Below are 17,886 nucleotides of genomic sequence, written 5' to 3'. Positions count from 1 at the left end.
CGTGCTGCGCGACGTCTCGAAGACGATCATCGAGCCCGACGGATCGACCAGAACGCTGTTCGACCGACTGCACTTCGACCTTCGCGAAGGCGATCGCTCCGTAGCCGTCACCGGGCGCAGCGGATCGGGCAAGAGCACGCTGCTCCGGGTCCTCGCCGGCCTCGACACCGACTTCACGGGGACCTACGAACATGAAGGGCATGTGCTCGAGCGCACCGCACGCAGGATGGCGGAACACCGGCTCCGACACGTCGGCATGGTCACCCAGGACCACAGCCTGCTCGGTGACCGCAGCGTGCTCGACAACGTCCGGCTCGGAGTTCCTGCGCGTGCTGACTCGGCGGACCGAGCACACGACGCCCTCGAGGCGGTCGGCATCGGTCACCTTGCCGGCAAGCGCCCACGACGACTGTCGGGAGGAGAAGCGCAGCGCGTCGCGATTGCTCGGGCCATCGCGAAGCGCCCAGCCGTCGTCCTTGCCGATGAGCCCACCGGCGCGCTGGACGAGACGACCGAAGACGAGGTGCTCGCCCTCTTCGATCAGCTGCAGCACGCAGGCACCAAGTTCGTGATCGTCACCCACAGTGAGCGCGTTGCACAGCGATGCGGGCGTCGACTCCATCTCCAACACGAGCAGCTCCTCGCGCGCGGCACGTGACGGACGGGAGGTGGGCCCCACCAGCCGGTACCGGCGCACCGCGCCAGCGGGGCGACGGCCGTGCCTGGAGGGACGGTGCCAGCTGGCATCGGGCCTCCCGTCCGTCAGTGGTTGCGCTCCAGATCCCCGATCACGCGTGCGCAGTACGGTCGCGGCTGAAGAACTCGGCGAACATCTCCCGTTTCGCCGCGTGCGAATCGAGGTCGAGCTCGAAGCCCTCCATGTTGAGGTCGGTCCCGAACAGACGCAGGATTCCCGGGCCATTCGGCTCCGCGGTCTCGAGGGACACCGAGAACAGCGTCGGCGACGTCTCGCCAGCAGCAATCCGCCGAGCTTCTGCGAACGCCGCGCGGTACGTCGCGTCGGTGACGCGGATCACACTGACCGACCAACTCGTGGCGTCCCAGTCGGGCGCGACCATCTCACCGCTCGGCGCATGGAAGAAGTGCACGACGAACGTGTCGCGCTCGCCTTCGGCGCCGTAGTGCCGCTCGTCCACTTCTTCGATCTGCACGAACTCATTCTGGCTACGAACCGAGCATGCGCAAGAGGACCAGCTCACGGGAGCCGACCAGGGCGCTACGCTCGGCTCGGCTTCGGTTCGCGGAATTCGCTCGCGGAGAAGCGTCGATCGAGAGAATCGAATGAAGGCACGCCTCGCAAGAACACCCTGGAGAGAGCACGCTGGTCGAGCCGACCTGGTCATCATCTGGGCTCTCATCGTTGTCGGGATCATCGCCGTGGTCATCTCAGCCGGCTACGTGTTCAACGAGAACCTGTACGCCTACGGGCTCTGCTCAACACCTCCACGCACGGGGTGCTCGGACGCACCCTGGTTCAGCAGCACGAGCCTTTCGTTCTTCGGAGGCATTGCCGCGGTGGGCGTCGGCGCTTTCCTGGGCCTCCGCCGGTACGGCAATGGCCGTCTCGGCATGTGGTTCCCGCTCGCTGCACTCGGAGTGGTGGCTGCGTTGACGGGATTGTCGATCGCCATCCTCGAGATCGCGACCCCGTTGTAGTCCTGCTCGCACCGAGTCGGATCGGCGTCCTGGCGAATGGCGAAACGGAGCAATCACGGCGGTCGACGCTCGTTGGTCCTCCGCAGCAGCTCAGCGTCACTAGGCTTCTCCGAATGTCTTCCAACCCGTTCGGCGAAGTCCCCGTCCTGCCGGTTGCCGTTCCCTTCGGTGTCGTCGTGTTCGTCGTCCAGCTGGCGCTCCTGCTCAGGGGACGGCGCTTCACGTGGCCGCGTGTTGCCGTCGCCGCCGCGATCGCCGTCTATGCCGCGGGGATCCTCGCGAACACGGTCTTCCCGATCTTCCTTCACCCGACCTCGCGCGACGAGCCGTGGGCACCGGCGCTGGCGCTGATCCCGTTCCACGACTACGAGCTCGCGGACGCGCTCACCAACGTGGCGGTGTTCGTGCCTCTGGGCGTCCTCCTGCAGCTCCTCATGCGGCGTCCGCGGTGGTGGAATGCGCTGCTCACCTCCGCGGCCGTCAGCCTGACGATCGAGCTCCTGCAACTCGCCGCGCAGAAGCTGTTCTCCGGTGGTCACGTCGCTGACGTCAACGACTTCATCTGGAACACCCTCGGTGGAGTCATCGGCTACGCGATCATCGTGTTGCTGACACGTGTCCCGATCGTCGCCGCGCTCGTGAACCGGTTCCGCTGACGCTCGACCGCCGGGGCAGCACGCACCGCTTGAGCTGCGGAGCGCCGTGCACTTGCGGATCCCTGTCGGACAAGGTCGTGCCCCACGTCATCCTTCGCGATGATCTTCGTGGGCATCCCAGCGAGCACTGCGAGCGATGGCTTCGTCCGCCCGGCGATTGGCCCCTGCCCGTTGCGCAAGGCCCATCACCGTGGCCCACACTGCAGCACCAGCAGCGAAGAGGCATCCCTCGAGAAGCGGCCCACGTCTCCGTGGGCAGAAGCGATGAGGGCGATCGCGACCCCGGCGAGTCCGAGGAACGGAAGCCCCAGGATCGCGGAGAGTCCTACCAACCACTTCACGCCTCGATGGTACGTCCGCGAGCGGGAGCCGGGCGGCCCACGGTTGGTCGAAGGACGTGGGTCTCGGGAGCCGATCCTTGACCGGGCGGCGTGGTGCGAGAGCATGAGGTATGACCTACTCGCCGGTGACGAACGACGATGTCCAGGAGCTCCGCGCGTTCCTCAGCGAAGCTGACCTCACCATCGCTGGGCTCGACTCGACCGCCGTGCGAGTGTGGGTCGAGCGCGACCACGATGGCGAAATCGTCGGCAGCACCGGATACGAGACAAGCACTGACGGTGCAGACGTCTTGATCCGGAGCGTCGCAGTCTCGAGCACACGGCGCGCCGCCGGTGCCGGCACCCGTCTCGCGAGATTCGCCCTCGAGGAAGCAGCTAGCCTGGGCGCGACGCGGGCGTGGCTCTTCTCACGCAGATCGGGGCCCTTCTGGCAGAAGCTCGGATTCGGTCCGGCAGACCGGGGCGAACTCGCTGCCGTGCTGTCCGGCACGCAGCAAGTACGCCGCTTTGCCGAAACCGGTCAGCTCGAGCGGGAAGTGGCGTGGATGCGCGACCTCACAGCTCTCCGCTCCGCGCCTGGCGGCCCTGCCCGGTAGGCGATCCCTTACCGCGCGTCGGCTGTGGGTGAAGATGCGGCGTTCTCGGCGGAGGCGGGATTGTGGCCGCGGCTGCCTGTCACGAACCCGACGGCGCTCAGGAGGGCGCGTGTCTGGAGCATGCGCATCGCAACGGCGTTCATCCTGATGCCCCATTGGCGTTTCGGAGCAACCATGGATACACGGCCTGGAAGCAGTTTCTGCGCTGCGGCGGCCCTGGGCCGCATGGCACCTTCGAACGTCTGCAGCGCCGCGGCCATCCGCGCTCCGGACGCATCTCCGTGCACGCCGTGCTGGCGCAGTGCGCGTGCGAGTTCTGCTGCACCGCGAAGACCGAGTGCGGTCCCGAGGCCGCTGAGTGGGCTGGCGCACCACGCGGCATCACCGATGAGGACCACGCGTCCGTCGGACCAGGTGTCGGGTAGGAGGATCTGGTCGTACGTGTCGAGTGCGAAGTCCGGCGCGGTTCGTGCTGCTCGGAGGAACTCGGCAGCACGCCACCCGGTGCCGGCGAACACGTTGCCGAGGAGAGTGAGCTGCTCATCCCGATCGCGAGGCACGGTGGACGCCGCGAACGTCATCCCGACCTCTTGTTGACCGTCATGGCCGGGCCGAGCGGTCAGGCCGCGACGACCCGGCTCGTTGTAGGACATCGCCCAACCATCCAGCAGAGGCGTCTCGGGTTGCTCATCAAGGGTGAACCAGGCGTGCGCCAGACCGAGGGGCTTCCGGTAGCGGGATTCGGGGCCGAAGCGGAGTGCTCGCGTTCGGGAGTGCGTTCCATCCGCGCCGACGACGAGATCGAACGATCCCGAGCGCCCGGAACGAAAGCGCACATCGATCCCCTCGACCGCGTCCGTGAGGGCGTCGACCGTGTCCGCGAACCGGTGCACGACACCGGCCGCGCGCGCCTCGTCATGCAGGAGACGTGCGAGGTCGGCCCGCAAGAGTTCCTCGCGTGAGATGAACCCGCGACCACCGAACGCCTCGACCGGCATCTCGGCCATCCGACTGCCGTCAGCGCGGATCCAGGCAATGCCGCGCTGCGGGATCAGGTGCTCGAGTGCGGCGTCGATGATCCCGAGGTCGACGAGGACCTGCCGCGAGTCGCCGCGCAGGTCGACGGTCTGTCCGCCGGTCCGGAGCGCGGGCGCGATCTCCACCACGGTGACCTCCCATCCGTCGCGGGCGAGACAAAGTGCGAGGGTGTCGCCGGCGATGCCAGCTCCGACGATGAGCGCGGTGGTCATGATGCTCCGTTCTTGCAACTTACGTTGCGTTAGTGGCTTGGAGCATACCTAACGCAGCTGACTGTGCAATAGGGTGGGGTTATGCCAGAAGTTGCCGGTTCTCGTCGCCCTGGTGGGCGCACTGCTCGCACGCGGGAAGCCGTCCTCGCCGCGGTCCGGGCGACGCTTGCGGATCCTGAAGCAGAACTGACGGTGCCCGCGGTCGCGAATCGCGCCGGGGTGCATGCCACCACGGTGTACCGCCGGTGGCAGACAATCGAGTCACTCTTGCTCGACGTCATGGTCAGCGACGTCCGGCAGGCTTCCCCGGTCCCGGCGACCGGCAACCTTCGCGCCGACCTCACAGGGTACGTCCGCCGACTCCTCACAAGCCTCCGCGGGCCGCACGCGCTCGGGTTACTGCGGGCACTCCTCGCCGCGTCGCAGGCAGCGCCGGATCTCGAGGCGGTCAGCGAGCTCGTGAAGCCTCGAATCGACGACTTCCAGGCGATGCTCGACGCCGCGGATGTCACCACGATCGACGGCATGAGGTGCATCGAACTCGTGATCGCGCCGGCATATCTCTGGGCCCAACTCGGCGCCCCACTTGACCCAGCCAAAGACACGGAACGTTTAGTGAGCACCGTGCTCCGAACCGTCTAGGACCAACTGTCGCTGCCACCGGTTACTTCCCCCGGCGGCAAACCGACTTCGAGGACCCCGCACGCTCCATTGAGGTGAGCGCTGCTGTCGTCCGACAGAAATCGAGGCGAGACTCCCTCTCGATAGCGAGCAGAGGAAGGGGCGACCCCGGCTGGCCAGGCGGCGCCCGTTGGGTCTGCGACTCGGGAGACGCGACTAGCTGAGCAATTTCGCGAGGAGTCGTTGGAGCTCTGTCTGCTCGTTCGGGTCGAGGCGGACGAGCCATTCGTCGAACTTCGCGGAGAGGATTTCGAGCGCCTGGTCGAGGGTCTTCAGTCCTTGCGGGGTGACGGCCAGGCGGTGCCGCCTGAGGTCGGTGGGATCGATCTCCCGGCGGACGAAGCCCTTGGCCTCAAGGTTCTTCAAGTACACGGTCACGCTGGGCTTGGGCAGGACGAGCCGAACGGCGAGCTCGGCGGGGTACGGGCAGTCGCCGATCTCGCCGAGGACGAAGAACTCCTTCGCCTCCAACCCGAGCGCCTCGATCTCCGGAGCGCAGTCGTTCATCACCCGGGTCAGCACCTGGTGGTTCAACGACCAGATCCGGGCCGCGCTGGAGTCGTGCATGGGACCTCCATCGTGAGTGGTACAGTTCTGTACTAGTTCCAAACGGAACGTTCGTAGTCTCGGACAACCTTGCCCGACGAACAGTCTACTCCGGGGCGTTCGGCCCCTCGGAAGGATCGACCGCCATGTCGACCACGCACGACACCACCTTCTCCAACGACACCTTCGACCTCGCCGGCCAGCTGCACCTGCCGGACGGCTTCAGCGAGGACCGCACCTACCCCGCGGTCGTCATCTCCACCCCAGGCAGCAGCGTGAAAGAGCAGATCGGCGCGAACTACGGCCGACGCCTCGCCGACCGCGGCTACGTCGCCCTCGCCTTCGACCCTGGCTTCCAAGGGCAGAGCGGCGGCCAACCGCGCGACCTCGAGAACCCGGCAGCCCGAGTCGACGACATCCGCTTCGCCGTCGACCACCTCACGACGCTGCCGTACGTCGACAACTCCCGCATCGGCGCCCTCGGAATCTGCGCCGGAGGCGGCTACGCGGTCAGCGCGACCATGACCGACCACCGCATCAAGGCACTCGGCACGGTCGTGCCCGTCAACATCGGTCGAGCCTTCCGCCAGGCCGACACCTCCTCCAAGGATTCCGCGATCGCGATGATCGACGCCGTCGGCGTCAAGCGCACCGCCGCAGCCGCAGGCGAGGACATCGACCGCAATATCTGGATCCCCGACACCGAGGAACAAGCAGCAGCGTTCGGCATCACCGACGTCGACACGCTCGAGGCCGTGCGGTTCTACCGGACCCCGCGCGGGTACAACGAGCACTCCACCAACCGCCGCTACTTCACCAGCGACGCCATGATCCTCGGCTACGACGCGTTCAACCTCGTCGAGGAACTCCTCACCCAGCCCCTCCAGGTCATCGTCGGCGGCCGCCTCGGGACAACGTTCTCCTACTCCGACGGCCTGACCCTGTGGGAGAAGGCACCGAACGCCGTCGCCTTCCACGTCATCGACGGTGCCGGACACTACGAGCTGTACGACGACCCGACGTACGTCGACGAAGCAGCCGACACCCTCGACGACTTCTTCCGCGAGCACCTCGCCGGCTGAATCCCCCGACAGTGTGCGCTGCCAACGGTCGGGGGCCTGCCGCTCGTGCACCCCAACGGCCGCTGAAGTATCGGTCGACGGCCGCAATCGGCAGCCCCGGCGCACGCTAACCAGGAGGTACCCCTAACCGCCCCTCGTCAGCAAAGCGTCGCGGGCGAGGGCTCGGAACCACTGGTGGCCGACGTCGGCGGTGAACTGGCGGTGCCAGGCGAGGACGATCGGTATCGGCGGCAGGTCGATCGGGAGGCGGAACTGCGCCACGTCGGCGCCGAGTTGCGCGGCGACGGATGCCGGCACGACTGCGAGCGTGTCCGTGGCGCGGACCACCTCGACTGCCGCGCCTGTGGCAGCCAGTGAAGCCACCACCGTGCGCGACCTGCCGATCGACTCCAGGTGTTCGTCGATGCGGTCTCGCAGTCGCCCTCGACGCGATACGACCACGTGTGGCACGGCGACCCACCGGTCGAGGTCGACGGGTGCCGCGAGGATCGGGTGGCCAGCCCGAGCGACCCCGATGAGTTCGTCCGCACCGGCGGCGTCGTGGTCGATCGCCGGTGACGTCGGCGCGGTCGACCCGATCTGAAGGTCGACCACGCCTCGTCCGAGGTCGTTGTCCTCGCCGGACGCCTCGCCGAGGAACCGCACCCGCACCCCAGGCGCACTCGCCGAGACCCGCTGCACCAGCATTGGCGCCAGTGCCGACGTCAGCGCGTCGTGGGCTCGCACCGTGAACGTCCGCCGCAACGCGCCGAGGTGCAGCTCCCGCTCCGGCGCCAGGACGGCAGCACTCCGCAGCACCAGTGCCCGCACCTCGTCCCGGATCGCTCCGGGGACGCCGCTGACCACTTGCTGGTCGGAGAGGCCGGACTGTTCGAGGAACCAGGCGCGGATGCCGAGTTCGCCGGACACGGTACCGGTGCCCTCACCACTTCCGCCCAACCAGCGAAATCAGCGTATTTGAGGCCCGCCATCGACCTCCCCCAATCACCCCCATGCAGGACAGCCGGCCACCCGAAGGGTGGCCGGCTGCTTCCACTCGGGCCGCCTAAGCAGCCGTCTTACAGACCCGATTCGTCGTTGGTGTCGCCAGTGTCTCGACGATCCGTCACCATGATGTTGATGGTCCACAGCAGACCAAATGCGGACAATCCAGCAAAGAACCAACGAGACAACGGGACTGACACGTCAAAAAACTTCCAAAGCACGATTCCGACAACTGCCGTCAAAACGACCGCAATCGCATACCACAGAAGAAGTTTGGCCGATGGAAAACCTAGTTGCGCTCGCACATTCCGCGGTACGGCCATATCAATCCGTCCTGTTTCGCCGCTCAACTCTTACCTGCCAATTGTTTTGCCAGGTCAACACAGCTGCCGATACCGAGGGCGTCGAACAGCATCGAACCGACCAAGCCAATAATTGTCGTCCAGGCTGCCAGGTTTTTCTTCTTCATACTCGCCTTGTTAGCGATGTACTTCTGCAACGACTTCATGACCTTGTCGAGCTTGCCGCCAAGCTGATTGTAGGCCTTGATGACCTTCTTCGAGCCCTTCACGATCTTGTTAACCTTCGAGATCGTCTTGACAGCTTTCGCCGCGGGGAGGGCCCAGCTGGCAAGGTCAGCGGCGCAGCCCGCGACGTTCTTGATGGTGGTCCAAAGATCAGGGTCGGCAACCACCGGGAACGCATCGACACCGGACGTGTCGACAACCTGAGTCACAGTGTCTGCATCGACCTCGTAGTGGGTCGGGACGTCGGCACCACGCGCATCCTTGGCCCACGGCGCCTTCAGCGATCCGATGAAGAAACCAGAACCGTCGGTCAGCACGAGTGAACCGTCGTCAAGTGTTTTGATGGAGCTTCCCGCGGGGAGCGCGAGTGGGTATGTGAAGCGAGTCGGTGCTTGCGCCGAGGCCATCACCGTAGCCACCTGCACCGATCCATCTGAGTGAACAATCGGGACGGTGCTCGATCCGTTGTTGTTGTCGTAAGACACGACGCCATTCATCTCTGCGACAGCCTTAGCCGCGCTCGACGCGAACGGAAGGTTTGCCGACACGACCGTGCTGGCAGAGTCGGTCGCCGTGGGATCAAGAGTGATCCCTGTGGACGCCGCAGTCGGAACGGTGACGGCAACATCGCTGTCGCTCTGCAGCGCGATGGAACCAGAGGTCGCCGCTGTCATCGTGGAGAGGTCCATCAGCGCCTCGGGGGATGCCTGCTCAAGAGCTCGCAGCGTTGCGCTTGGGGAAGCGATGTTCAGACCGAATGAGTACTCCTGCTCTTCCGTGTCACCCATCTCGTTCGCAGTGATCGCCGTAATTCGGTGCCAGCCCGGGGTTCCAGGGACTGTCACCGTGGTGTTGGTGCCGTTGGCACCCGTCAAGGGCAAAGTGTTGTCAGCATTGTCGTCGACGAGAGTGAAGAGATACGACTCAGAGTCCACCGCCGGAGGCGCAGTGACCTTGCAGACAACGTCAGATCCATCCGAATGCACCGTCCAGGTGGACTGCTGATAATCAGTAGGGCAGCTAATTGTCGGTGCAGTGACGTTCGAGTACCAGCCCTGGACGTCGACGACGTAGTTCGTCGCGTCGGCCGCGTTGCGGAGCGCGATCTTCCCGTTCGCGCCCAGCGGCACGGTGATCGTGTTGGTCTGGATCTCGTTCTGCTGGAAGTTCACTGCCGTGGTGCCCGGGTTGGTCTTCCCGTCCGCATAAACGTCCGCGTAGCCGGCGCTGCCGCCGTGCGCGACGATCAGCGTCAGCGTGACGGCGGTGACGCCGGAGCCCATGACCGGGACGCCGGCGGTGCCGGCGATCTGAATGGACCGGGTCTCGTTCTTCGCCAGCGCCGTGTTCCCGGACGCCCGCGAGTCGTACGCACGCCCGTAGGACGGCGTGAAGACGGCGCCACCCTTACCGGCGGCGGTGAAGTACCCCTGGATGTCGACGAGCAGGTTCGTGGTCGTTGATGAATTGGCGATCGTCATCTTGCCGGCTGCCGACAGGGGCACCTGCGCCTGCACCGACGTCGTCTCCGATGGGGCGTAGTGCAGCGAATTTGCCGGCTTCGTCCCGCCGGTCGCGTACGGCGTGAGATACCCGTCCGCGTCAGTCGAGTTCACCGCCATCAGGTTCACCACCGCAGCGGACGCACCAGCTGGGACTCCGTTCGCGCCGGTAATCTGCACGTCGATGCTCTTCCCCGGTGCGATTGCCGTCTTCGCAGCACCCGTCCCGGAGCGCGTGTCGACAAGCCGCTTCGTGACCGGGACGAACCCACCAGCGGCGGTGCCGTCCGTGTTGGCGGTGTAGTACCCCTGTACGTCCAGGATCAGCCGGGCGCTGGACTCGGTCATGACCTGGATCGTGCCGTCCGAGCCGACCGCGAGCGTGGCGCTGTTGGAGGTGTACTCCCCCGAGACGCCGTTGTAGATCAGCATCGTCGTGCGACCCGAGTCGGCGTCTGGACGGCCGATGAGCGTGCCGTTTCCGGTTGACGCGCCAACGGTCGCGTTCAGCGACACTGCGCCGACGGAGCCGTCATCAGGCAGGCCCGCCAGGCCAGCGACCTTGATGGTGCGGTACTTTCCCGCCTCCATCGGCGTGCTGAACCCGCCAGTGCCCTTCGCCGTGTCCAGGATGCGACCTGTCGACGGGACGAACACACCGCCAGTTCCGGTGTCGTTCAGCGCGTCTGCCGGTGTTGCCACCAGCAGAGAACCAATCAGTGCCAGCGCACCAAGGGTCGCGGCAGCGATGCTGCGCTTCCTTGAGCGCTGAGCGTGCAGCAACGACGAATCCCCCTACGTCCAGCTGACAGCACGGATCGCTGTCAGCTCGCGAGCATAAGAGACAGCTGAATGACCACGCGTGACACCCATCTGGGGGTGGAACACAAAAGTCCCGATCAGAACGGGTAGTACCGCAGCGGGCTTAACGACCCCTCAGGAAGCAGAACCGCGATGGATCAGTGAAGGGAAGACACGAGCGACTAAACGGATAGACCCGCCGAAGACCAGCGAGGCCGCCAACGCGAGCCCGATAGCCGATCGCCGATCGGACACTCCCGTCGGCTCAGGATTGTTCCGTTCACTCACCGTCGGATCGGGCGGACCCGTGCAGTGCGAAGCCAATCGCACCAACGATCGCGGCCAGGAATCCCATCGCACTGATGACCAGCCCTCCGGCCATGAGCCCGACGTACCCGACGCCGGCGCCGATGAGCGCAATGACGAGTCCTGCGGCCAGAGCCCCCGCGCCGATTGCAAGGCCGAGCACACGAGGCGGCAGGCGGGACAACATGCTTGCATTCAACCCTCCACTCGCGGCGACCGGTAGCTGATCGCCCACCGAGACGACACTCGTTGGCAGAAAGCGCGATCGAGGTCCTGGTGGATCAAGGACTCTGGATCTTGAGGACGCCGAGCACCGCGAGGACGACACCCGCGACGGAGATGGTGACCCCAACCATCGTCACCACCTGCGCGAACGTGTGGGCTGCGCCCTGCGCGCGGAAGTGATCGATGGCGGTTGCAGCCAGCAGCGTCGCTGCCAACGCCACAGGCACGGTCGCCGTCCAGATCAGGGCGAGAGTCTGCCTCGCCGAGCTGACATCGGCCGGACGAGCATGCAAGACACCGCGGAGGCGACCAGGGTCAGCCTCCCACGCAGTCTCAATCGGAGCCAGGTGAAGGTCGGCTATGACGCAGGCGATGATCTGCATCACGAGGAGGACGAGGGCCGCGCTTGGCAGGATCCACGTCAACCTTGCGACTCCGCTCTGGCTCGAGCTCCGCGACACCATCACTTGTCGAGGAAGCGGCCGAGGTAGACGTACGAGCCGCCCGGGCAGTCGCCGCCGAGCTGGAGCCACTGATCAGCCCCGAGGTCCGCATCCCGGTGTACTTCGATGTCCGTGGGCTGCTTATCGGACCAGTCGTGGCGTTCGGGGTAGTCGGAGGGCGCGCGGGGAGCGAAGCCGTCTGCCTCGGCCTCAGCGAAGAGACGCTCCGCTTCCGGGACGCACGTCACCGCCCACGCCTCGGACGCCTTGAAGAGGTCCCGGCTTCCGGAGGAGACGAATTGGGCACCTTCCGGGAGCGCAATTCCGACCATCTGTTCGATAGCAGATCGCGAGAGCCGGCTGCACTCACCTCCGAGCGGACTGCAGGTGCTGCCGTTCGAGGTTCGCGAGGGACCGAGCGCGGTCTGGGCTGCAGCACCGACGACGGCGATCGCGCCGACGACGAGCGCGCCCACCAGGACCAGCAAGGCCGCGAGGGTGGCGAGCAGCCGCGTGAGGCTCGGACTGCGTACCTCTTCCACCCCGCCACCGTAGGGGTTGAACCATCGCCGAGCAGTCACCGCCCGTCAGCATGTGTCCCGAGCAACACAGCCGAAGGCCAACCCGCACCATGGCCAGAGGTAGCTAGCGGGGCGTCGGGCTGCTCGGGTATGCGCGTCTCGTTGCCCTATCGGCTAACGGTCGGCGGTGAACGGCGACCAGGCGAGCGACAGGAAGGCCGCTCGTAATTTCCGAGTCTGATGCATACGGGAACGGCTCGTAGCTACCGAAACCTGCGTCGACCATGTCGTGTTGCGACAGCCGCACCGCTGACCCGTCGAACGTTCCGGCTGCGGCCTCGTTGATGCCGGGGCCGAGCAGCTGACGCAGGGCCCGCGGAACAACGGGTTCGACGCCGCTCAACGATCGGCTCCCGGACGACCAAACACACATTGCGCGAGTGCACGACACTGATTACGTGAAGCTCCTCGTCATCGGCCCCCTCGCCTCAGGGAAAACGACTATCGCACGTCACTTGCGGTCGACGACGAGCACGATCGTGGACCTCGACGACGAACTGACCCGGCTAAACGGCGGTGTCTATCCCGACATTGCGACGAGGAAGACGGTCATCGCCCCGCGGGCCCTGGCCGCTGCCGCGGCCCTATCCGACGTGGTTTTGCTCCATTCCACGTTCGACCCGGACGACGTGCGTGCGCTGCGCGACGCCGGCTTCACGACCGTTCTGCTTGAGGTGTCGAGTGAAGAATTGCGGCGTCGCCACCGCCAACGCCAGCGTGAGGAAGGCTGGAGCAATGAGGAGTGGGCCGAGGACAACCGGGCGCAAATCGCCGAGTTGGGCCGCCTGGCTCTGTTCGACCACGTCATCGACGCGGAACGCGCTCCCGTCGTCGTCGCCAACGACCTACTGGCACTGACCACACCGTGACCCGTGCCGTGTCGTGCCTCGACGGGCGTCAGCCCACCCGCACGATCGAGCCGTCACCATGCACCGCTCGTCATCCTCCGCTTCGACCTGCACTTATCTCGTCGTCCTAGTCGACCATCGCTCAGCGGGACGTCCGTCGGTTCCGTCGAGCGCGCGCGTCCGCTCTCACGAGACGCCACCACTTTGATCCAAGTTCGCGTACTAGCACGGAGACGACCACGACGACGCCGATGCAGGCGGCGACGAGCACAGCCCCGCCGAATGCTTCAATGACCCCCATGAGTTGCATGGTAGCTCTCGCGGATCCGTTGACCGATCGTCAACCGAACGATGTGCAGGGCCGGAGGTGCCCCGCTACGTCGTGAGGATCCAGAGGAATCCGAGTACGGCGAGAACCACGCCCCCGATACACCCGGCGACCCCGATGAGAGTGGCGATCTGAGCGAACGTGCGAGCAGCCCCTTCGGCGTAGAACCGGTCCTGAGCCGCGGAGGCCAGGAGCGTGGCCGCGACGGCGACCGGGAGCGAGGTGATCCACGTGAGGCGCAGAAACTCAGTGGCACCCACGACTTCCGGGGCTCGGGCTCGAGGCACCCCTCGGCCGTCTGCCGGGAACGCGGCGTCCATTCGGGCAAAGTGCAGGTACACGACCACACATAAGAGAGCACACGCAGCCAAGAGCACGATAGCAGCGCCCGGCAGGGCCCAAACGATCACTCGCTCCCGCATCCCACCCCTCACGCCTTCAGCCTGCCAGACCGATTAGGGCGAATCATGGCCGAGAGGGCGAGGAGCTGCGTGCCGAATGCGTCCGGTAATCGACCGTCTAGCAGGCAGCGAAGAAGCAGCCCAGGGCGGAAGGCAACTGCTGCCTTCCGCCCTGCGCGCGCTAGCTTCCGTATTCGCGGATGGTGATGTTGGAAAAGGTTGCGGTGCCGCCGTCGGAGTAAAGCGAGATGCCCGTGTCGCCGGCGTCGAAGTTCACCTGATTCGAGAGCACGGTGTAGCCGGCGTTGACGAACACCTCGACGCTTTGCGTGTCGACGAGGATCCGGAGGTGCACGGCGCGGGCGGCGGGGTCGATGGGCGCTGCGGCACGGGTGTAGGGCGTCAGTGCGAATCCTGCACGGTCGGACGGGGCCCTGTCGACGTATAGGTCGCTCCCGTACTTGCCGATGTTGGTGTGTCGCGCCCCGTCCGCCGAGCGTCCTACCGAGACTCCGACGTTGGTGGCGTTAGTCCAGGTGGCGTCGAGCTCGATCTCGTACGCGCGGCCGTTGTAGGGCAAGACCACTGAACCGTTGACGGTCTGGTTCGTGATCGCCACGGTCCGCTTCGCGGTGCCCTTGAGCGCCGCGATCGGTGCGCTGAGCAGCGTGTAGCGACCATCGGTCTGCTTCTGCAGCGTGATCTCGCGGACGATCGAGTTCTGGCCGTTGTACCCGTCGGATGCGTCGGTGGGGACCTGCCGGTTCGCGTACTTCCAGTTGTTCGTCCAGCCGAGGCCGTACCGCTTCGTTGTCGGCGCTTCGTTGGCAGGCCAGGTGACTGCCGCGTACCAGTCCCATCCCCAGTCGAGCCATTGCGGTGTGAGGTTGTCCGCGGTGTACGTGGTGCCGTTCCACGAGCCGGTCCAGTACGCGTACGTGCAGGGCAGCCCCTCGTTGTAAGCGTCCATGCTGCCGGCAAGGACCCAGTGCTTGGTGCCGTCATCTGCTGTGATCTGGAAGAGGTCGGGGCACTCGATGCCACCGAGGTTGTGGTCGGGGTAGTCAAAGTTGTGCTGCAGTGTCCAGTCGATGAGGTTCTTTGACGTGTAGAACGCGGCGTAACGCTGCCGCCCGATGACGCAGACCCATTCGTTGCGGACGTCGTCCCAGGCCACCTTGGGGTCGCGGAACCACTCCGCGTTGGAAATCTGCGCGTCGGTGGTGGCGGTACGCCCGTCGGTGTTGACGATGACGGGGTTAGGTCGGGCGGTGAAGGTGAAGCCGCCGTCGGTGGAGTAGAAGAGGTACTGCTCCTGGTACTTCCGCACGCCTCCGGTGGGGCGGGTGGCCAGCGCGATGACGGCACCGGCGCCGTAGCCGGCGGTGTTGTTGGTGTCGATCAGGGTGCAACCGGTCCAGGTGGGCAGGCCGGTTTGCAGGGGGATGACGGTGCCCTGGAAGGTGAAGTTGATGCCGTCTGTGGTGGAGACGTGGTCCCATCCGCCGTCCCCGTTGTCGACGTCGGAGTGCAGGTAGTACAGCTGGTAGGCGCCCCGTGTGAATACCGGTCGCTGCGGGTCGGAGAGCCACCCTGAGGGCGGGGTCATGTGGTACTTCGCCCGGAAGGAGGTCGCTGCTGTGGTTGTGGTGGAGGCGGATCCCGCGGTGGCAGCCTGCGCGGCTTCAGCGGGCGCTGCTGTGGCGAAGAGCGCCAGGGCGCCGATGCCGGCGCCCTGGAAGAGGGTTCGGCGGTGGAATTCAGATGTCATCGTTGACTCCGGTTCGGGGGTTGGTTGGTCCTGCAGTGTGGGTAAGCGCCGTTGGTCCTGCAGTGGGTTCGTGTGGTGTCGGAGGTTGCGTGAGCGCGTCGCGGATGATGCGGCGCGGGTCGTAGCGGCGCGGATCGAGTTCGGACCAGTCGATGTCGACCCCGGTCTGCTCTTCGATCTGCGCTTTGGTCGTGTCAGCCCATCCCCGCAGCTGACGCAGGAGAGCGGTGAGCTGTTTGGTGTGGGTGGCGAGGCGAGCCGGTCCGAGACAGAACCCGGCGATGGCGGCGATGACGAGCATTTTCTCGACGTCCACGGTGCTTCCTCGTCAGCTACCCGGAGAGCAGCTCACTCGTGCGACGGCACGGTGCCGTCGTGTGCGACCGGGCTGCTGGCCTGGTCGGCGCGTTTGTTGTTGTCGCCCGCGTGGATCTCGCTGCGGAAGATGTTGAGCGACTGCCCGAGCCCCTTTGCCAGGGCGGGCAGCTTGGTGGCGCCGAAGAGCAGTACGACGATGCCGAGGATGATGAGCAGGTGGATGCCGGTGAGGTTGCCGAGCATGATGGTGTCCTTCGTGTGCAGGCGGCGCAGCGGACGCTACGTCACGGGGTGGTGGTTGAGGAAGCTGCCGCGAGGCGGCGGGCGAGACGGCGGTCGTGCAGCCAAGCGACCGCGCACGCTGCGAGGTAGAGCACGCCCATCGGGATGGCGAGGAGAAACATCGATGCAATGTCGGCGGAGGGTGTGACGAGTGCGGTGAAGATGAGGATGCAGAGCACGGCGATGCGCCATGCGCCGAGGATCGCTTTCGCGGTGAGGACCCCGACGAAGTTGAGCAGGACGAGGAACACCGGCAGGACGAACGCGATACCGACGGCGAGGACGAGCTTCACGGCGAAGTCGTAGTACGCCTTCGCGTCGACGATCGAGGTGTCTTGGTGTGCGACGAAGCTGCCGAGGATCTGCACGATGTGCGGCAGGACGTACCAGCCGAACCAGCAGCCGCCGAGGAAGAGGGGAATCGCGGATCCGAGGAACCCGACGGCGTAGAGCCTTTCCTTTCGAACCAGGGCAGGAACGATGAACGCCCAGACTTGGTACAGCCAGGCGGGGCTGGCGATGACGACCGCGATGGTGATCGTGATTTGGAGGCGCAGGTCGAAGGCGCTGCTGATGGCGGGGAAGTTCAGTTCCGCGGTGTGACCGCCGCCGGCAGTTGCGAGCTCGGTGACGGGTGCGCGGAGTTGGTCGAGCACGAATGGTGTGAGGAACCAGCCGATGACCGCGCAGACTGCGATGGCGAGCACCGCGCGGAAGAGCCGCTTCCGGAGCTCGTTGAAGTGTTGCCCGAGTGACATCGTTCCGGCATCGGGGCGCTTCTGCCGCGTCGTCCCGCGGGGAACGGACGGGGCGCTCATCTGGTGGGCTCGCCCAGTGCTGCGAGCACGTCATCGGCGGTTGGTAGGTCCGCACCACGACGGCTCACCGTGATCGCAGCGGCGCTGGTGCTGACCTGGCCGAGTCGTGTCAGAGCTATGGAGTCCAAGGCGTCGAGCGTGATGGTGTTGTCCTGGAGTTGCCAGATGAGGGTGGCCATATACGTATCTCCGGCGCCGACCGTGTCGACGACATCGACGCGTTCGCTTGGGACGGTGACCCTCTCCCGGGTCGTCGCGAGCGTTGCGCCGGCGGCACCGCTGGTGATGGCGCCCAGCATCACGCCGAGCTTGAGGAGCCGTTCGAGGACGGCGTTGGCGCTGTCGCCTGGGTAGAGCCAGGCGGCGTCCTCCTCGGAGAGTTTCAGCACACTGGCGTCTGCAGCGAGCTGCTCGAACCAGACCCGTGCAGCCGCCGGGTCGCCGAGGAGCGCGGGCCGGATGTTCGGATCGAATGAGACCGTGCCGCCGGCGGCTGCGGTGCGCTGGGCGAGCTCTCGCACTTTGCCCGCTCCGGGCTGCAGGAATGCGCCGATCGATCCGATGTGCAGCCAGCGAGGCGTTTGCGGCAGGTGCGGCAGGTCCCATTCGATGCCGAACTCGTAGGTGGGTTGGCCGTCCGGAGCGAGCCGGATTGTCGCCGTGGAGGTTTTCGTGGCACCGAAGACGCCGGGAACCAGCTCGACCCCTGACGCCTCGAGGTGATCTGCGATCTGCTGGCCGCGGGCGTCGTCACCGAGCCACGTGGCGAATTCGACCGGCGCGCCGAGTCGTCCGAGCCCGAGGGCGACGTTCGCGGGGCTCCCGCCGGGGATCTCCCGGGTGGCGTCGTCGTGGACGATGTCGACGAGCGCTTCTCCGGCAACGGTAATTCGATGCACAGTCATCTCCTTCGATGATCGGG

The 17,886-nt window shown here is 66.0% G+C and carries 21 protein-coding genes; 7 read left to right on the top strand and 14 right to left on the bottom strand.

Annotation, left to right across the window (positions count from 1 at the left end; genetic code table 11):
- Position 1 precedes the first annotated feature (1 nt).
- On the top strand, positions 2 to 658 hold the full coding sequence (locus EDF28_RS18925) for an ABC transporter ATP-binding protein (RefSeq protein ID WP_185094311.1): 657 nt from the start codon (positions 2 to 4) through the stop codon (positions 656 to 658).
- A gap of 130 nt (positions 659 to 788) precedes the next feature.
- On the opposite strand, the gene EDF28_RS18920 is transcribed toward EDF28_RS18925, so the two are convergent.
- Entirely contained in the window at positions 789 to 1,220 is a 432-nt protein-coding gene (locus EDF28_RS18920) for a hypothetical protein (protein ID WP_185094310.1), read from the bottom strand.
- A gap of 82 nt (positions 1,221 to 1,302) precedes the next feature.
- Between EDF28_RS18920 and EDF28_RS19385 the strand changes: the two genes are divergently transcribed.
- Together EDF28_RS19385 and EDF28_RS19380 are read left to right on the top strand one after the other, a co-directional pair.
- On the top strand, positions 1,303 to 1,677 hold the full coding sequence (locus EDF28_RS19385) for a hypothetical protein (protein ID WP_159572012.1): 375 nt from the start codon (positions 1,303 to 1,305) through the stop codon (positions 1,675 to 1,677).
- A 113-nt stretch (positions 1,678 to 1,790) separates the two neighbouring features.
- Positions 1,791 to 2,333 carry a VanZ family protein gene (locus tag EDF28_RS19380; protein WP_185094309.1) on the top strand — a complete coding sequence of 181 codons (543 nt, stop codon included), beginning with the start codon at positions 1,791 to 1,793 and terminating at the stop codon, positions 2,331 to 2,333.
- 185 nt (positions 2,334 to 2,518) lie between these two features.
- Here the strand turns inward: EDF28_RS19380 and EDF28_RS19375 are convergent, their stop codons facing one another.
- Positions 2,519 to 2,674, bottom strand: coding sequence for a hypothetical protein (locus EDF28_RS19375; RefSeq protein ID WP_185094308.1), 156 nt, complete (start codon positions 2,672 to 2,674; stop codon positions 2,519 to 2,521).
- A gap of 110 nt (positions 2,675 to 2,784) precedes the next feature.
- Between EDF28_RS19375 and EDF28_RS18910 the strand changes: the two genes are divergently transcribed.
- Positions 2,785 to 3,270, top strand: a complete 486-nt coding sequence (locus EDF28_RS18910; protein WP_123939438.1) for a GNAT family N-acetyltransferase — start codon at positions 2,785 to 2,787, stop codon at positions 3,268 to 3,270.
- 8 nt (positions 3,271 to 3,278) lie between these two features.
- Here the strand turns inward: EDF28_RS18910 and EDF28_RS18905 are convergent, their stop codons facing one another.
- A complete protein-coding gene (locus EDF28_RS18905) occupies positions 3,279 to 4,520 on the bottom strand; it encodes an FAD-dependent monooxygenase (protein WP_123939437.1) in 1,242 nt (413 codons plus the stop codon).
- 81 nt (positions 4,521 to 4,601) lie between these two features.
- On the opposite strand from EDF28_RS18905, the gene EDF28_RS18900 reads away from it, so the two are divergent.
- Positions 4,602 to 5,162, top strand: coding sequence for a TetR/AcrR family transcriptional regulator (locus EDF28_RS18900; protein ID WP_123939436.1), 561 nt, complete (start codon positions 4,602 to 4,604; stop codon positions 5,160 to 5,162).
- Positions 5,163 to 5,357: 195 nt separating this feature from the next.
- Here the strand turns inward: EDF28_RS18900 and EDF28_RS18895 are convergent, their stop codons facing one another.
- A complete protein-coding gene (locus EDF28_RS18895) occupies positions 5,358 to 5,768 on the bottom strand; it encodes a MarR family winged helix-turn-helix transcriptional regulator (RefSeq protein WP_123939435.1) in 411 nt (136 codons plus the stop codon).
- Between the two features lie 125 nt (positions 5,769 to 5,893).
- Here EDF28_RS18895 and EDF28_RS18890 point away from each other — a divergent pair, with 125 nt between their 5' ends.
- Positions 5,894 to 6,829 carry an alpha/beta hydrolase gene (locus EDF28_RS18890; RefSeq protein WP_123939434.1) on the top strand — a complete coding sequence of 312 codons (936 nt, stop codon included), beginning with the start codon at positions 5,894 to 5,896 and terminating at the stop codon, positions 6,827 to 6,829.
- 123 nt (positions 6,830 to 6,952) lie between these two features.
- Here EDF28_RS18890 and EDF28_RS18885 read toward each other — a convergent pair whose 3' ends face one another.
- The 5 genes from EDF28_RS18885 to EDF28_RS18865 all read right to left on the bottom strand — a co-directional run bounded on the left by EDF28_RS18885 (position 6,953) and on the right by EDF28_RS18865 (position 12,159).
- Positions 6,953 to 7,738 (bottom strand): LysR substrate-binding domain-containing protein, encoded by a 786-nt coding sequence (locus EDF28_RS18885; RefSeq protein ID WP_185094307.1) that lies wholly within the window; start codon positions 7,736 to 7,738, stop codon positions 6,953 to 6,955.
- A gap of 421 nt (positions 7,739 to 8,159) precedes the next feature.
- Positions 8,160 to 10,625, bottom strand: a complete 2,466-nt coding sequence (locus tag EDF28_RS18880) for a hypothetical protein (protein ID WP_123939432.1) — start codon at positions 10,623 to 10,625, stop codon at positions 8,160 to 8,162.
- A gap of 298 nt (positions 10,626 to 10,923) precedes the next feature.
- Positions 10,924 to 11,136: a hypothetical protein gene (locus tag EDF28_RS18875; RefSeq protein ID WP_123938075.1), complete on the bottom strand. Its 213-nt coding sequence runs from the start codon at positions 11,134 to 11,136 to the stop codon at positions 10,924 to 10,926.
- A 94-nt stretch (positions 11,137 to 11,230) separates the two neighbouring features.
- Positions 11,231 to 11,560 (bottom strand): hypothetical protein, encoded by a 330-nt coding sequence (locus tag EDF28_RS18870; protein ID WP_123939431.1) that lies wholly within the window; start codon positions 11,558 to 11,560, stop codon positions 11,231 to 11,233.
- 77 nt (positions 11,561 to 11,637) lie between these two features.
- On the bottom strand, positions 11,638 to 12,159 hold the full coding sequence (locus EDF28_RS18865; RefSeq protein ID WP_123939430.1) for a hypothetical protein: 522 nt from the start codon (positions 12,157 to 12,159) through the stop codon (positions 11,638 to 11,640).
- A gap of 437 nt (positions 12,160 to 12,596) precedes the next feature.
- On the opposite strand from EDF28_RS18865, the gene EDF28_RS18860 reads away from it, so the two are divergent.
- A complete protein-coding gene (locus EDF28_RS18860) occupies positions 12,597 to 13,067 on the top strand; it encodes an AAA family ATPase (protein WP_185094306.1) in 471 nt (156 codons plus the stop codon).
- An 889-nt stretch (positions 13,068 to 13,956) separates the two neighbouring features.
- On the opposite strand, the gene EDF28_RS18855 is transcribed toward EDF28_RS18860, so the two are convergent.
- From EDF28_RS18855 to EDF28_RS18835, 5 genes are read right to left on the bottom strand one after another with little or no spacing between them, the layout of a single operon-like run.
- Positions 13,957 to 15,546: a glycoside hydrolase family 32 protein gene (locus tag EDF28_RS18855; RefSeq protein ID WP_123939428.1), complete on the bottom strand. Its 1,590-nt coding sequence runs from the start codon at positions 15,544 to 15,546 to the stop codon at positions 13,957 to 13,959.
- Positions 15,536 to 15,862: a hypothetical protein gene (locus tag EDF28_RS18850; RefSeq protein ID WP_123939427.1), complete on the bottom strand. Its 327-nt coding sequence runs from the start codon at positions 15,860 to 15,862 to the stop codon at positions 15,536 to 15,538. Before EDF28_RS18850 ends, EDF28_RS18855 begins: the two co-directional genes overlap by 11 nt.
- A 32-nt stretch (positions 15,863 to 15,894) precedes the next feature.
- Complete coding sequence (locus EDF28_RS18845; protein ID WP_123939426.1) at positions 15,895 to 16,107, bottom strand: twin-arginine translocase TatA/TatE family subunit; 213 nt, start codon at positions 16,105 to 16,107, stop codon at positions 15,895 to 15,897.
- A 41-nt stretch (positions 16,108 to 16,148) separates the two neighbouring features.
- The gene (tatC, locus tag EDF28_RS18840; RefSeq protein ID WP_123939425.1) at positions 16,149 to 16,904 is read right to left on the bottom strand and encodes a twin-arginine translocase subunit TatC; all 756 of its coding nucleotides are present in this window, start codon (positions 16,902 to 16,904) and stop codon (positions 16,149 to 16,151) included.
- Between the two features lie 56 nt (positions 16,905 to 16,960).
- On the bottom strand, positions 16,961 to 17,869 hold the full coding sequence (locus EDF28_RS18835) for a carbohydrate kinase (protein WP_123939424.1): 909 nt from the start codon (positions 17,867 to 17,869) through the stop codon (positions 16,961 to 16,963).
- Between the last annotated feature and the right edge of the window lie 17 nt (positions 17,870 to 17,886).

Origin of the sequence: Curtobacterium sp. PhB137, assembly GCF_003814955.1 — a bacterium.
Classification (GTDB): Bacteria; Actinomycetota; Actinomycetes; order Actinomycetales; family Microbacteriaceae; genus Curtobacterium.
The sequence above is the reverse complement of the archived record's forward strand: the minus strand, read 5'-3'. Positions and strand labels throughout refer to the sequence as shown.